The 14,451-nt window shown below is 64.0% G+C and carries 12 protein-coding genes; 3 read left to right on the forward strand and 9 right to left on the reverse strand.

Features of this window, described 5'->3' with window-relative positions; translation table 11 throughout:
• Window positions 1–88: 88 nt before the first annotated feature.
• On the forward strand, window positions 89–1,984 hold the full coding sequence (dibA, locus tag HU770_RS20145; RefSeq protein ID WP_186665143.1) for a phosphodiesterase DibA: 1,896 nt from the start codon (window positions 89–91) through the stop codon (window positions 1,982–1,984).
• A 47-nt stretch (window positions 1,985–2,031) separates the two neighbouring features.
• Here the strand turns inward: dibA and HU770_RS20150 are convergent, their stop codons facing one another.
• From HU770_RS20150 to tcyJ, 9 genes are all read right to left on the reverse strand, one after another.
• A complete protein-coding gene (locus tag HU770_RS20150) occupies window positions 2,032–2,676 on the reverse strand; it encodes a methionine ABC transporter permease (RefSeq protein WP_186665145.1) in 645 nt (214 codons plus the stop codon).
• The gene (locus HU770_RS20155; protein ID WP_186665154.1) at window positions 2,666–3,775 is read right to left on the reverse strand and encodes an ATP-binding cassette domain-containing protein; all 1,110 of its coding nucleotides are present in this window, start codon (window positions 3,773–3,775) and stop codon (window positions 2,666–2,668) included. Before HU770_RS20155 ends, HU770_RS20150 begins: the two co-directional genes overlap by 11 nt.
• Window position 3,776: 1 nt before the next feature.
• On the reverse strand, window positions 3,777–4,577 hold the full coding sequence (locus HU770_RS20160) for a MetQ/NlpA family ABC transporter substrate-binding protein (RefSeq protein ID WP_186660471.1): 801 nt from the start codon (window positions 4,575–4,577) through the stop codon (window positions 3,777–3,779).
• Window positions 4,570–5,961, reverse strand: coding sequence for an LLM class flavin-dependent oxidoreductase (locus tag HU770_RS20165; RefSeq protein WP_186665156.1), 1,392 nt, complete (start codon window positions 5,959–5,961; stop codon window positions 4,570–4,572). The genes HU770_RS20160 and HU770_RS20165 overlap by 8 nt, the downstream gene beginning before the upstream one ends.
• Window positions 5,961–7,142: an SfnB family sulfur acquisition oxidoreductase gene (locus HU770_RS20170; protein WP_186665158.1), complete on the reverse strand. Its 1,182-nt coding sequence runs from the start codon at window positions 7,140–7,142 to the stop codon at window positions 5,961–5,963. The genes HU770_RS20165 and HU770_RS20170 overlap by 1 nt, the downstream gene beginning before the upstream one ends.
• Before the next feature lie 137 nt (window positions 7,143–7,279).
• Window positions 7,280–8,521 (reverse strand): SfnB family sulfur acquisition oxidoreductase, encoded by a 1,242-nt coding sequence (locus HU770_RS20175; protein WP_186665167.1) that lies wholly within the window; start codon window positions 8,519–8,521, stop codon window positions 7,280–7,282.
• 266 nt (window positions 8,522–8,787) lie between these two features.
• On the reverse strand, window positions 8,788–9,546 hold the full coding sequence (gene tcyN, locus HU770_RS20180; protein ID WP_186660463.1) for an L-cystine ABC transporter ATP-binding protein TcyN: 759 nt from the start codon (window positions 9,544–9,546) through the stop codon (window positions 8,788–8,790).
• Window positions 9,547–9,548: 2 nt separating this feature from the next.
• Window positions 9,549–10,217: a cystine ABC transporter permease gene (gene tcyL / locus HU770_RS20185; RefSeq protein WP_033703258.1), complete on the reverse strand. Its 669-nt coding sequence runs from the start codon at window positions 10,215–10,217 to the stop codon at window positions 9,549–9,551.
• A complete protein-coding gene (tcyJ, locus tag HU770_RS20190) occupies window positions 10,214–11,008 on the reverse strand; it encodes a cystine ABC transporter substrate-binding protein (protein ID WP_095064963.1) in 795 nt (264 codons plus the stop codon). The genes tcyL and tcyJ overlap by 4 nt, the downstream gene beginning before the upstream one ends.
• 271 nt (window positions 11,009–11,279) lie before the next feature.
• Here tcyJ and epsC point away from each other — a divergent pair, with 271 nt between their 5' ends.
• Complete coding sequence (epsC, locus tag HU770_RS20195; RefSeq protein WP_186660461.1) at window positions 11,280–12,212, forward strand: serine O-acetyltransferase EpsC; 933 nt, start codon at window positions 11,280–11,282, stop codon at window positions 12,210–12,212.
• Window positions 12,213–12,462: 250 nt separating this feature from the next.
• Window positions 12,463–14,424, forward strand: a complete 1,962-nt coding sequence (betT, locus tag HU770_RS20200) for a choline transporter BetT (protein ID WP_167334472.1) — start codon at window positions 12,463–12,465, stop codon at window positions 14,422–14,424.
• The last annotated feature ends 27 nt before the right edge of the window (window positions 14,425–14,451 follow it).

The raw sequence follows: 14,451 nt of genomic DNA on the forward strand, positions 1-14,451 counted from the left end.
AAAACCAGTCACCCATTCAGATAGGACGTCACGACATGTTTCAACCTTTATAATGCCTGATCTTCGTTCAAGGGCCACTCCCCCCGACATGTCTGTTTCCGTTCGCGACGCCTTGCGCATGGCAGCGCTCTACGTGGTGCTGTCGATCCTCTGGCTGGTGCTGGCCCAAGTGCTGCTGCAGGGGATGACTGACGACCCGCTGGCGCTGACCGTGGGGCAGCAGATCAATGTGGTTATCTGGGTGATGTTCAGCGCGGTGCTGATCTTCGTTTCGCGCGCGCGGCTGCTGAATTTCATCGGCATCGGCGTGCGTCTGCGCGGCGAGGACCGCGAGCGGCTGCGCATGGCGGCGGCGGTGTTCGACAGTACCCTCGAAGGCGTACTGGTGACCGACCGCCAAGGCTTGATCGTGCACGTCAACCGCGCCTTCATGCGCATCACCGGCTACCAGCAGGACGAGGTCGTTGGCCAGCGCCCGAACAAGTTCAAGTCGGGCCGCCATGGCGTGGCGTTCTATCAGCAGATCTTCGCCACCCTGGCCGAGAAGGGCGAGTGGAGCGGCGAGATCTGGAACCGCCGCAAAAGTGGCGAGATCTACCCGCAATGGCAAACCATCCGTGCCATACACGATGACGCCGGCGAGCTGAGCCATTACGTGGCGGTGTTCAGCGACATCAGCGCGATCAAGCATACCGAGCAAGAGCTGGCCTACCTGGCGCATCACGACCCGCTGACCGGCCTGCCCAACCGCTTGCTGTTCACCGACCGCGTCGAACAGGCACTGGTGACGGCGCAAGCCAACAAGCGCGGTTGCGGCTTGCTGCTGCTCGACCTGGACCATTTCCAGAGCATCAACGACGGGCTTGGCCACACCATTGGCGATCAGTTGCTCAAGCTGGTGGGCGAGCGCCTGGGTGAGGTGGTGGGCAGCGGTGTGACCCTGGCGCGCCTGGGCGGCGACGAGTTCGGTGTGCTGGCCGAGAACTGCCAGCAGGTCGGCCAGGCCGGCAAGCTGGCGCAGCGCATCATCGAGCGTATGCGCGAGCCGTTCGTGTTTGATGGGCATCGCCTGTTCATCAGTGTCAGCGTGGGCATCGGCCTGTTCCCCAGCGATGCCTTGAGCGCCGAGCAGCTGCTGCGTAACGCCGACTCGGCGCTGTTCAAGGCCAAGAGCAGCGGGCGCGCCTGCTATGCGCTGTACACCGAGGAGCTGACCGCGCACGCCCAGCACCGGGTGGAAACCGCCGGGGAGCTGCGCCGGGCGCTGGAGCAGGACGAACTGCGGGCGTACTTCCAGCCGGTGCACGACCTGGCCACGGCGAAGCGGGTTGGGGTCGAGACGCTGGTACGCTGGCAGCATCCGCAACGCGGCCTTGTGCCCCCGAGCGAATTCATCCCGATCGCCGAACGCACCGGGCTGATTGCCGAGATCGACGCCTGGGTGCTGCGCCAGGCGTGTCGGCAGATGGTGCAGTGGCAGCGTGAAGGCCGGCAAATGGCCTTTGTGGCGGTGAATATCTCAAGCCGCCTGTTTGGCCAGCACGCGCTGTATCGGCAGGTGGCCGAGGTGTTGCACGAAACCGGCCTTGACCCGGCGTTGCTCGAACTGGAAGTGACCGAAAGCGCAGTGATGGAAGACCCGGAAGTGGCGCTGGAGCAACTGCATCGCTTGCGTGAGCTGGGGGTCACCTTGGCTATCGACGATTTCGGTACAGGCTATTCGTCGCTGCTGCGCCTCAAGCGCTTGCCGGTGCAGAAGTTGAAGATCGACCAGGGTTTTGTCGCCGGGTTGCCGCATGACGACGATGACATTGCGATTGTGCGGGTGATCATCGCCCTGGCCCGCAGCATGGGCATGCAGGTGCATGCCGAGGGCATCGAGCAGCAGGAGCAGGCCAGCTTTTTGCTGCAGGAACAGTGTCAGTTGGGGCAGGGGTACTGGTTTGGGCGGCCGATGCCGGCTGGGGATTTGGATTGGGAGTGAGGTGGTGCCCGTATGATCTTGGGGCCGCACAGCGGCCCCCAAATGGCTCACCGCTTGTTCAACCCCTTCGCCAACCGATCCCCACCCAGCTGAATCACCGCCACCAGCGCGACCAGCATGGCAATCACGGTCAGCATGACCTGGCTGTCAAAGCGCTGGTACCCATAGCGATAGGCAATATCCCCCAGCCCACCGGCGCCAATCGCCCCGGCCATGGCCGACGAGTTGATCAAGGTCACCAGGGTGATGGTGAACCCGCCGACGATGCCCGGCAGCGCTTCGGGCAACAGCACATGCCAGACGATGTGCCAGCGCCGGCAGCCCATGGCTTGCGCGGCTTCGACCAAGCCATGGTCGACTTCGCGCAAGCTCACTTCGGCAATGCGTGCAAAGAAGGGTGTGGCGGCGATGGTCAGCGGTACCACGGCCGCCCACACGCCGTAGGTAGTACCGACCAGCAGGCGGGTGAAGGGTATCAGCGCGACCATCAGGATCAGAAACGGGATCGAGCGGAACAGGTTGACGAACGCGCCCAACACCCGGTTAAGCAGGCGCGCCTCGAATATCCCGCCTTTGTCGCTGGTGACCAGCAGCACCGCCATCGGTACCCCGACCAACAGGGCGATCAGCGAAGACACGCCGACCATCAGCAGGGTATCGAGCAAGCCTTCAAGCAGGCGATCAAACCACATGGCCCAATACCTCCACGTCTTCGGCCCAACGGCGGGCGCGCGCCAGCAACTGGTGGGTTTCGTGTGGCGAGTGCTGCACCGACAGGATCAACTGCCCGAGCGCATGCTCACCGATGGTTTCAACACCCCCTTGCAGCAGGCGTACACGCCCGCCCAGGTCGTTGAACAGGGCCGATAGCTCCGGCTCGCCGAGCAGGGTCAGCTTGAGTACCACGGCGCTGTCGCAGCTCACCGGGCTGGCTTTGAGGCTGGCCTGCAAGCTAGCCGGCAGCTTGGCCTGCAACGGCGCGAGCAAGGTGCGGGTCACCTCGTGACGTGGCGCCCCGAATACCCGCCAGACCTCGCCCTGTTCGACCACTTCGCCACGCTCCAGTACTACCACGCGGTGGCAGATATCGCGGATCACCGCCATCTCATGGGTGATCAGTACGATGGTCAGGCCCAGGCGCTGGTTGATGTCGCGCAGCAGCTCCAGGATCGAGGCCGTGGTTTCGGGGTCCAGTGCCGATGTGGCCTCGTCGCACAAGAGGATCTCGGGGTCGTGCACCAGTGCCCGGGCAATACCGACCCGCTGTTTCTGCCCGCCGGAAAGCTGCGCCGGGTAGACCTGGTGCTTTTCCTGCAGGCCAACCAGCTCCAGCAGTTCGCGGACCTTGCGTTGGCGTTCGGCCTTGGGCACCCCGGCCACCTTCAGCGGCAGCTCGACGTTCTGCCACACGGTCTTGGCCGACATCAGGTTGAAGTGCTGAAAGATCATGCCGATGCGACGGCGCAGCGTGACCAGGCGGTCCTCGTCCAATGGCGCGATGTCCACCTGGTCGATCAGCACGCGGCCTTGGCTGGGCTGCTCCAGGCGGTTGATGGTACGCAGCAGCGATGACTTGCCGGCGCCGCTGCGGCCGATGATGCCGAAGATCTCACCCCGGCGAATGTTCAGGTCGATGCCGTGCAAGGCGGGCTGCGCCTGGCCAGGGTAGGTCTTGCCCAGGCCGATGAAGCGCACATGGGCTTCATTGACGTCGGGGCGCAGGGCCTGTTCCTTGGCCGTTGGCGGCAATGGTTGTGGTGTCGGCGCCCTGAGTGCGCTGGCCTGGCTCATGTCAGCCCTCCCAACCGGCCTGGTAGAGGTTGCCGTGGGCTTTGTTCAACGCCGCGCGCACGGCGGGCGAGTGCTGGTAGATGTCGACGAACTTGGCCAGGCGGGGGTCGTCCTTGTTTTGCGGACGGATGACGAACTGGATCACGTACTCCTTGTTTTCCAGGCCGTCGAACAGCAGCGCCGAGGTGGCGTCGAAGGTGTTGGCCAGGCGGATGTAGGCCGGGTAGCCCTGGACCAGGTCGGCGTCGTCATAGGCGCGCACCAGTTGCACCGCCTCGACCTGCAGAATCTTCAGTTTCTTGGGGTTGGCGACGATGTCGTCCTCGGTGGCCTTGTAGCCGACCCCCGGCTTGAGCGTGATCAGCCCGGCCTTGGCCAGCAGCTGCAGGCCACGGCCGCTGTTGATCGGGTCGTTGGCGATGGCCACGCTGGCGCCTTCGGGAAGCTCGGCGAAGCTTTTGTATCGCTTGGCGTACAAGCCGACGTTGTTGATGATGCCCGGCGCGTAAGGCACCAGGTTGAAGCCTGCGGCGGCCTTGGCGTTTTCCAGGAACGGGATGTGCTGGAAGTAGTTCACGTCGATGTCGCCGCTGTTGAGGCTGACATTGGGTGCGATCCAGTCGCTGAACTCGATCAGCTTCACCTCCAGGCCCTGCTTGTGAGCCTCTTCCACGGCGGCTTCCAGTGGGATGGCGAAGGCTGAGGTGGTGCCGATCTTCAAGGGCTCGGCGGCGATCGCGCTGGCGTACAGGCCGAGGGTGAAGGCCATGGCCGCGACGGGCCGGAACAGTTTCTCAAGCATGGTGCAAGGCTCCAATCGGGGCAGGGGTTGGGGTGAAGCGGTAGGCCGAGCCGGGGTGGCTGGCGGGCAGGTGCGGGTGGTCGGTGTCGAACAGCTTCGCGCGCAGGGTGCCTTCGGCGTAGGCGGTCTTGTAACGGCCACGCTGTTGCAGTTGCGGGATGACCAGGTCGATGAAGTCTTCAAAGCTTTCCGGGGTGACGGTGCGGGTCAGGTTGAAGCCGTCCAGCCCGGTTTCGTCGAGCCAGGCGATCAACGCATCGGCGACCTGCTCGGGTGTGCCGACCAAGGTCACGTAGCGGCCGCCCAGGGCGTGTTGCTCAAGCAGACGGCGGCGGGTCCAGGCGTTTTCCTGCAGCTGGCGGGTGGCCGACTGAATGGCGTTGCCCTTGCTGAAACCGATCGGCTCGTCCAGCCCAAAGGCCGCAAAATCGATGCCGGTGGAGGCGGCGAAGTGCGCAACGCCAGCCTCTGGGCTGGCATGACGCAGGTACTCGGCATGCTTGGCCTGGGCCTGTTGCTCGGTGGCGGCAACGATCACCGTGATGCCCATGAACACCTTGATGGCCTGCGGGTCGCGGCCGGCTGCCTGGGCGGCGGCGCGTACCTTGTCGACCTGGGCGCGGGTGGCGGTTTTGTCCTGGCCGCTGATGAACACGCATTCGGCATGGTTGCCGGCGAACGCCAGGCCACGCGTGGAGCTGCCCGCCTGGAACAGCACCGGTGTGCGCTGCGGTGACGGCTCGCTCAGGTGGTAGCCCTCGACGTTGTAGAACTCGCCGTGGTGGCTGACCTTGCGCACCTTGTCGGGCTGGGCGTAGATGCGCTGCTCGCGGTCGGCGACCACGGCATCGTCGGCCCAGCTACCTTCGAGCAGTTTGTACAGCACCTGCAGGTATTCGTCGGCCTGGTCGTAGCGGCGGTCGTGCTCGGGTTGCTGCGCCAGGCCCATGGCGCGGGCAGCGCTGTCGAGGTAGCCGGTGACGATGTTCCAGCCGACCCGGCCATTACTCAGGTGGTCGAGGGTGGAGAGGCGGCGGGCGAACAGGTAGGGCGCTTCGTACGTGAGGTTGGCGGTAAGGCCGAAGCCCAGGTGGCGGGTGACTGCGGCCATGGCCGAAACCAGCAGCAAGGGGTCGTTGACCGGCAGCTGGATCGACTCCTTGAGGGTCACCTCCAGCGACTGGCCATAAATATCGTAGGTGCCGACGATGTCGGCGATGAACAGCCCGTCGAACAGCCCCCGTTCCAGCAGGCGGGCCAGGTCGGTCCAGTACGCGAGGGTCTTGTACTGGGTCGAGGTGTCCCGCGGGTGGGTCCACAGGCCATGGTTGATATGCCCGATGCAGTTCATGTTGAAGGCATTGAGCAGCATCTGCTTGGCCATCAGATGGTCCCCCGGCGCGGCGGGTTTTCGTTGTTGAGGTAGTAGTTGCCGATGGCGTGGTACTTCCAGCGCACCGGGTCGTGCAGGGTGTGCACCCGGGCGTTGCGCCAGTGGCGGTCGAGGTTGTGCTCGGCCAGGGTGGCCTGGCTGCCGGCCAGTTCGAACAGCGTGGTACCGGCGGCAAGGGAGATTTCGGTGCTGATGGCGCGTGCTTCGGCCACGGCGATGGAGGCGGCGGCGACGTTGTCGGCGCTGCTGTCCTGCTGGGCGTGGTCGAGGTATTCGCCCGCGCGTTCCAGCAGGGCTTCGGTGGCGTGCAGGCGGATTGCGAGCTGGCCGAAGCTTTTCAGGGTCAGTGGGTCTTCGCTGGCCTTGTCCAGGCCCGAGTCGACCCAGGGGCGGCTGCGGGTGCGCACGAAGTGCAGGGCATCCTCGTAGGCGGCGCGGGCGATGCCGGTGTCGATGGCAGCGTGGAGGATCTGTGCCAGTGGGCCGACCGGGGTCGGGCGTTCGAAGGCGCTCTGGAACGGCACGACGTCTTCGGTGCGCACCCACACGTTGTCGAATACCACCGAGCCACTGCCGGTGGTGCGCTGGCCAAAACCGCTCCAGTCGTCGATCACCTGCAGGCCCTGGCTGTCGGCGGGGACGAAGGCCAGTTGCTGCACGCCGTCTTCGTCGATCACCGAGGTGGGGATGCGCTGGGCGTAAAGGGCGCCGGTGGCGTAGAACTTGCGGCCATTGATACGAAAGCCGTCGCCATCTCGGGTCAGGCGGGTGGTGCGGTCGTTGGCGGTTTTCGTGCCCAGCTCGGCCAAGGCATTGCCGAAGCGCCGGCCCGCCAGCACTTCGGCGTACAGGCGCTGTTGCTGCTCGGGGCTGCCGTTTACGCGCAGCACTTCCAGGGCGTAGAAATGGTTTTGCGGTATTTGCCCGAGCGAGGCGTCGGCCTGGGCAATGCGGGCGATGACCTTGGCCAGGGTAACGTTGGAGACACCGGCGCCGCCAAAGGCCTTGGGTACGCTGATGGCCCACAGGCCAGAGCGGGTGAACAGGTCGAGCTCGGCGAGGGGCAGGCGGCGCTCGCGGTCGCGCAGGGCGCTGTCGCGGCGCAGTTGCTGGGCGATGTCTTCGGCGATGGCCAGGGCTTGGGTGTCGTGGGTGATGATGTTTGTGGTCATGGTGTTTCTCCGGGGCCTTTGGGGCCGCTTCGCGGCCCTTTCGCGACGCAAGGCCGCTCCTACAGGGATCGGGGGCTGTCTGTAGGAGCGGCCTTGCGTCGCGAAAGGGCTGCACAGCAGCCCCCAGGGCCAAAAAATCAGATCCAGGAATGCCGAGCAGGCAGGGTGCCGTTGAGGTGGTAGGCCCCCACCGCGTGGTACTTCCAGCGCACCGGGTCATGCAGGGTGTGCACCCGGGCATTGCGCCAGTGGCGGTCGAGGTTGAACTCAGCAAGGGTGGCGCGGCTGCCGGCCAGCTCGAACAGCTTCTCGCTGGCCTGCAGGCTGATTTCGGTGGTCAACACCTTGGCCTCGGCCACGGCGATCGAAGCGCGGGCCGCAGCGGTTGCGTCCACTGGCGCTGCATTGACCTCATCGAGTACCCGCGCCGCCTTGCGCAGCAGCGCCTCGGCAGCGTGCAGCTCAAGCTTGAGGCGGCCGATATCGGCAATCACATACGGGTCGTCGCTGGCGCGCTCGACCTTGGCCTCGATCCACGGCCGCGACTTCTCCCGCACAAAGCGGATGGCCTCTTCGATGGCTGCTTCGGCGATGCCGGCGTCGATGGCGGCCTGGATCAACTGCGAGGCTGCCCCCTGGATATTGGGGATGTCACGCTGGCGCCAGTTGTCGATCACCAGTTCCGCGTCCACCGGCACCTGGTCAAGCAGCACGGTGCCGCTGGCAGTGGTGCGTTGGCCGAACCCGGACCAGTCATCGACGATGCGCAGGCCCGGGCTGCCACGGCGGACGAAGGCCAGGCGCTGGCGGCCCTCGTCATCCAGCGCCTTGACCGCCACCCAGTGGGCGAACAGGGCACCGGTGGAGTAGAACTTTTCGCCACTGATGCGATAGCCGTCGCCCGTGAGGGTGATCTTCGCCTTCAGGCTCAGGGTGTCTTTGGTGCCGCGCTCGGGGCCGGCGTTGCCGATGCGCCAGCCGTCCAGCACGCTGCGGAAGATCACCGCCTGCTGTGCCTCGGTGGCCGTCAGGCGCAGCAACTGCAGCATGCCGAACTGATTCTGCGGGATCTGCCCCAGGGCCGGGTCGGCGGCACTGATCAGGCGGAATACTTCGGCGACGGTTTCGAACGAGACATCAGGTCCGCCGTGGGCCTTGGGTACGCTGATGCTGCCCAAGCCGCTGCGGGTGAACTGCTCGATCTCTGCCCATGGCAGCTTGCGTTGCTGGTCGCGGCGCGCGGCCTGCTCACGGGCCACATCGGCCAGCTCGCGAGCAGCTTGCAGGGCTTCGGCGTCGTTGCGCAGCACCTTGGCTGGCAGCAGCAGGGGCGAGCTGTCGAGGTCGCTGTGGAAAAGGGTATTTGGCTGGCTGGACATCAGTACCGCTCCTTGGCTGCACTCAATGCCCTGGCGATACGCACTGGGGTGATTGTGATCCTGACCATTCCTAACCTCACAAAAGTAGTTGTGTCGCTTCAGCTGATGGCGACAGACGTTTGCTGGTCCGGTGGTCCGGTGTATATACCCTAATGGCTTATTAAAAGATTATGAACTAACCTTTTGGAATATATATAGAAGTTGAGAGGTACACAGGGTGTGCCGGCCCCTATCGCGGGCAAACCCGCGAAGAGGTCGGTGCAGGCTTACTCGGAAGCCGCAGTACCGAGAAACTTGCGCAAGAACTGCCGAGTACGTTCTTCCTTGGGCGCGGCAAACAACGCCTTGGCCTCGCCCTGCTCGACGATCACCCCCTTGTCGAAGAAGATCACCCGGTTCGCCACATCCCGCGCAAAGCTCATCTCGTGGGTGACGATGATCATGGTGCGCTTCTCTTCGGCGAGGCCGCGGATGGTGGCGAGCACTTCACCGACCAGCTCGGGGTCGAGCGCCGAGGTGGGTTCGTCGAACAGGATCACCTCAGGCTCCATGGCCAGGGCACGGGCAATGGCTACCCGCTGCTGCTGGCCACCGGACAGGCGCCGGGGGTAGGCGTCTTCCTTGCCCGCCAGGCCGACCTTGGCCAACAGCTTGCGCCCCAGTGCCACGGCTTGGTCGCGGGGCGTTTTCTTGACGATCACCGGCCCCTCGATCACGTTCTCCAGGGCAGTGCGGTGCGGGAACAGGTTGAAGTTCTGGAACACGAACCCGGCCTGCTGGCGCAACCGGCGGATCGCACTTTGCTGACCGCCCAGCGGGCGATTGGCATCGATGCTGATGGCGCCGATCTGGATCTGCCCCGCGTCGGGGGTTTCCAGCAGGTTCAGGCAGCGCAGGAAGGTGGTCTTGCCAGAGCCGCTGGGGCCGATGATGGCGACCACTTCGCCCGGCTGCACGGTAAGGTCGATGCCGTTGAGCACGGTCTGGCCCTTGAACTGCTTGGACAGGCCCTTGACTACGATCATGCTCAGTGCTCCTGGTCATGTTGGTTGACCCGCGCTTCCATGCGGTTCTGGAAGTGCGCGAGGATACTGCAGAGTATCCAGTAGATAACGGCCACAGCCAGGTACATGGTGAAGACTTCGAAGGTGCGCGCAGTAATCAGCTGGGCCTGGCGGAACAGCTCGGGCACCTGAATGGTCGCCGCCAGGGCGGTGTCCTTGACTAGCGAGATGAAGCTGTTGCCCAGCGGCGGCAAGGCTGTGCGCAAAGCCTGCGGCAAGATTGCCCGGCGCATGGCCTGGGTGCGGGTCATGCCAATGCTGGCGGCGGCCTCCCACTGGCCACGGTCGATCGAGGAAATCGCCGCCCGCAGGATTTCGCAGATATAGGCGGCCATGTTCAGCGACAGGCCGATCAGCGAGGCCGGGATCGGGTCGAGTTCGATACCGATCTGCGGCATGCCGAAGTAGATCACGAACAGCTGCACCAGCAGCGGCGTGCCCCGGAAGAACGACACGTAGATGCGTGCCAGCCAGTCCAGCGGCAGGATCTTCGACAGCCGCATCAGGGCCAGGGCAAAGCCCAGCACCAGGCCGAAGAACATGCCGCCGACACTGAGCAGCACCGTATAACCCGCGCCCTTCAGCAGGAAGGGCGTGGAATCGACAACGAGTTGCAGGCTTTCAGCGATCATTTGGTGACATCGGCACCGAAGTATTTTTCCGACAGCTTGGCCAACGTGCCGTCGGCTTTGAGCTTGTCGATGGCCTTGTTGATGGCCGCCAGCAGTTCAGGCTCGCCCTTGCGCAGGGCCACGCCGCTTTCCAGACGCGAGAAGGCGTCACCGGCCAGTTCCGTGTCCTTGGCTTTTTGCGCGTATTCCAACGCGGCCAGGCGGTCGATCAGGATGGCGTCGATGCGGCCGTTGCGCAGGTCGGCGAACTTGCTCGGGTCATCCTCGTAGGTGCGCACGTCCGCTTTCGGCACGTCCTGCTTCACCCATTGTTCGTAGTTGGTGCCCAGGCCCACGCCGACCTTCTTGCCTGCCAGGTCCTGCGCGGTCTTGATGTTCAGCTGTTCGGCCTTCTTCTTCAGGATCAGCGCCTGAATGCCAGAGACGGTGTAGGGCTCGGAGAAGTCGTACTTCTTCTTGCGCTCTTCGGAAATGGTCACCTGGTTGATCACCACATCCAGCCGCTTGGACTCCAGTGCCGCGAGGATGCCATCCCATTTGGTCGGTTGAACCTTGGCCTTGACCCCCAGCTCCTTGGCCAGCAGCTCGGAAAGCTCGACTTCGAAGCCGCTCAGCTTGCCGTTTTCGTCCTGGAAGCTGAAGGGCGGGTAGGTGCCCTCCAGACCGACGTTGATCACGCCCTTTTCCTGGATGGTTTTCAATTGCTCGCCGGCGAACGCCTGGCTGAGCAGGCCGGCACCCAGCAGGATGGCCAGGCTGGCGTTGAGTAGCGGTTTGGCGAATTTCGACATGTCAGGCCCCGCGCTTGTTGTGGAAGTGGTGGGTGGCGACTATAGAGTTGGCCGCTTAGGCCAGGAAATAATAAAAAATTATCTTATTATTCCTTTTTTGTTTTTCTGTCGAGGTAGGTCAGCTTTGAGGTTAGGCCAGGATGCTGGCGCCGTCATCGCGGCTTATGCCCTACTTAGCGCAGGATGGAATAAAGCGTTGTTTTTTCCAAGGGATGGATTTGCCGTAGAGTGGATTGCATAACGACAGATTGGCCCCAGGCAGGAGAACACCGTGAGCGAACAACCAACATCCGCCCATTGGCAGCTGCACAGCATCGTCAGTGGTTTGCGCAGCGCCCGCGAGCAGTGGCGCAGCCGCAATGGCCGCAGCATTGGCGAGCAGGGTGGGCGCGAACTGCCTTCTCGCGAGGCCATGCGGCAAGTCCTCGAACAGTTGTGCGGGGCGCTGTTCCCCATGCGGCTGGGGCCGGTCGACCTGCGTGAAGAGAGCGAGGATTTCTACGTAGGCCACACCCTGGACGCCGCCTTGACCGCGTTACTGGCCCAGGCCCGCCTGGAGCTGCGCTACGCCGCCCGGCACAGCCAGGGCGACCTGGCAGCCGTCGATGCCCAGGCCCTGCGCCTGATCCAGGCCTTTGCCGCGGCGTTGCCCAACTTGCGCGTGCTGCTCGACACCGACGTGCTGGCCGCCTACCACGGCGACCCGGCGGCGCGCAGTGTTGACGAAGTGCTGCTGTGCTACCCCGGCATTCTGGCGATCATCCATCACCGTTTGGCGCACCATCTGTACCAGGCGGGCCTGCCGCTGCTGGCCCGTATCAGTTCGGAGCTGGCGCATTCGGCAACCGGTATCGACATCCACCCCGGGGCGCAGATCGGGCCGAGCTTCTTCATCGACCATGGCACCGGGGTGGTGATTGGCGAGACGGCCATCATCGGCGAGCGTGTGCGTATCTACCAGGCCGTGACCCTGGGCGCCAAGCGCTTCCCCAGCGATGAGTCGGGAACGCTGCACAAAGGCCTGCCGCGCCACCCCATCGTCGAGGACGATGTGGTGATCTATGCGGGGGCGACGATCCTGGGGCGCATTACCATCGGCAAGGGCTCGACCATTGGCGGTAACGTGTGGCTGACCCGCAGCGTGCCGGCCGAGAGCAACATTACCCAGGCGAACCTGCAGCTCGATTGCCAGGACAAGAACTGACCTAAGCTATTTGCAGCCTGGCCCCGCGAAAGGGCCGGGCCTGCCATGTGCCGATCAGCACCGCGGTTCGCATCAAATCCCGATCCATGTTTAACTTGAACGCTTGTTCAATGATAAACGCTGGTCCGCTGCCGGTGTTCAACAGGAGGATTCCTTTGCTGAACCCGTTCATTCCGAACCTTTCGTCACTCGACGAGGTGCATGCCCGATGAGTGCACCGAACCCATCCCTTGCCAATGGCAAGATCCGCATGAACCCCCCGGTGTTCTATTTCGCGGCAAGCTTCATCCTTCTCTTCGGCTTGGTGGTCATCATCAACCCTCAAGCTGCCGGCGACTGGTTGCTGGCGGCGCAGAACTGGGCGGCCAACACGGTCGGCTGGTACTACATGCTGGCGATGACGCTGTACCTGGTCTTCGTGGTGGTCACCGCCTTGTCCGGCTACGGCAAGATCAAACTCGGTGCCGACCACGACGAACCCGAGTTCAGCTACCTGTCCTGGGCCGGCATGCTGTTTGCCGCCGGCATCAGCATCACGCTGTTCTTCTTCTGCGTGTCCGAACCCCTGACCCACATGCTGCAGCCGCCCCAGGGCGAAGCGGGCACGGCAGAGGCCGGGCGCCAGGCGATGCAGATCCTGTTCCTGCACTGGGGCCTGCACGGCTGGGGTGTGTTTGCCTTCGTCGGCATGGCACTGGCCTACTTCGCCTACCGGCATAACCTGCCACTGGCCCTGCGCTCGGCGCTGTACCCGCTGATCGGCAAACGTATCAACGGGCCGATCGGCTACGCGGTGGACGGCTTCGGCATCATTGCCACGGTGTTTGGCCTGGGCGCCGACATGGGCTTTGGCGTGTTGCACCTGAACGCCGGCCTCGACTACCTGTTCGGTATCAGCCACAGCCAGTGGGTGCAGGTGGCCCTGATCACCTTGATGATGGGGGCGGCGGTGGCCGTGGCGGTCGCCGGGGTGGAGAAGGGCGTGCGGGTGATGAGCGACATCAACCTGTTCCTGGCCTGCGCCCTGCTGCTGTTCGTGCTGTTCGCCGGCCCCACCCAGCACCTGTTCAATACGCTGATCCAAAACCTGGGTGATTACCTCGGCGCCTTGCCACGCAAGAGCTTCGACGTCTATGCCTACGGTGAAAACCGCGACTGGCTGGGCGGCTGGACGGTGTTCTACTGGGCCTGGTGGATTGCCTGGGCGCCCTTCGTGGGCTTGTTCATTGCGCGCATCTCGCGTGGCCGCACCATCCGCGAATTCGTCTTCGGCGTGTTGCTGATCCCCCTGGGCTTCACCCTGGCGTGGATGTCGATCTTCGGCAACAGCGCCCTGGACCAGGTCATCAACCACGGCATGACCGCGCTTGGCCAGTCTGCCCTGGATAACCCGTCGATGAGCCTGTACCTGCTGCTGGAAACGTATCCCTGGAGCAAGGCGGTGATCGCGACGACGGTGTTCATCAGTTTCGTGTTCTTCGTCACTTCGGCCGACTCGGGCACCGTGGTGTTGTCGACCTTGTCGGCCAAGGGCGGTGACCCGGATGAAGACGGGCCTAACTGGTTGCGGATCTTCTGGGGTGCGATGACCGCGCTGATCACCAGCGCGCTGCTGTTTGCCGGCAGCATCGATTCGCTGAAGTCGGCGGTGGTGCTGACCTCGCTGCCGTTCTCGCTGATCTTGCTGTGCATGATGTGGGGGCTGCACAAGGCGTTCTACCTGGAGTCCCAGCGGCAGATCGCGCAGATGCATTCGCTGGCCCCGTTCGCCCAGTCACGCCGCGGGCGTGGTGGCTGGCGCCAGCGCCTGAGCCAGGCGGTGCACTTTCCGTCGCGTGATGAGGTGTACCGCTTCATGGACGACGTGGTGCGCCCGGCGATTGCCGATGTGCGTGAAGTGTTCGAGCAGAAGGGCCTGGTGCTGATTACCCAGGACGACCCCAGCCATGACAACGTCAGCCTGAAGATCGGCCATGGTGAGGAGCAACCGTTCATCTACCAGGTGCAGATGCGTGGCTATTTCACGCCGTCGTTTGCATTGGGTGGGCTGGGTACGCAGGAGTTGAAAAACCGCCGCTATTACCGGGCGGAGGTGCACCTGAGCGAAGGCAGCCAGAACTACGACCTGGTGGGCTACAGCAAGGAGCAGATCATCAACGACATCCTCGACCAGTACGAGCGGCACATGCAGTACCTGCACCTGGTCCGCTAGACCCTAACGGCCGCTCCCACAGATTCC

It is taken from the genome of Pseudomonas sp. SWRI68 (assembly GCF_014269165.1).
Classification (GTDB): domain Bacteria; phylum Pseudomonadota; class Gammaproteobacteria; order Pseudomonadales; family Pseudomonadaceae; genus Aquipseudomonas; species Aquipseudomonas capeferrum.

Coding starts and splice junctions, on each gene's coding strand:
- dibA (WP_186665143.1), top strand. CDS start 89: ATGTCTGTTTCCGTTCGCGACGCCTTGCGCATGGCAGCGCTCTACGTG.
- HU770_RS20150 (WP_186665145.1), bottom strand. CDS start 2,676: ATGTGGTTTGATCGCCTGCTTGAAGGCTTGCTCGATACCCTGCTGATG.
- HU770_RS20155 (WP_186665154.1), bottom strand. CDS start 3,775: ATGAGCCAGGCCAGCGCACTCAGGGCGCCGACACCACAACCATTGCCG.
- HU770_RS20160 (WP_186660471.1), bottom strand. CDS start 4,577: ATGCTTGAGAAACTGTTCCGGCCCGTCGCGGCCATGGCCTTCACCCTC.
- HU770_RS20165 (WP_186665156.1), bottom strand. CDS start 5,961: ATGGCCAAGCAGATGCTGCTCAATGCCTTCAACATGAACTGCATCGGG.
- HU770_RS20170 (WP_186665158.1), bottom strand. CDS start 7,142: ATGACCACAAACATCATCACCCACGACACCCAAGCCCTGGCCATCGCC.
- HU770_RS20175 (WP_186665167.1), bottom strand. CDS start 8,521: ATGTCCAGCCAGCCAAATACCCTTTTCCACAGCGACCTCGACAGCTCG.
- tcyN (WP_186660463.1), bottom strand. CDS start 9,546: ATGATCGTAGTCAAGGGCCTGTCCAAGCAGTTCAAGGGCCAGACCGTG.
- tcyL (WP_033703258.1), bottom strand. CDS start 10,217: ATGATCGCTGAAAGCCTGCAACTCGTTGTCGATTCCACGCCCTTCCTG.
- tcyJ (WP_095064963.1), bottom strand. CDS start 11,008: ATGTCGAAATTCGCCAAACCGCTACTCAACGCCAGCCTGGCCATCCTG.
- betT (WP_167334472.1), top strand. CDS start 12,463: ATGAACCCCCCGGTGTTCTATTTCGCGGCAAGCTTCATCCTTCTCTTC.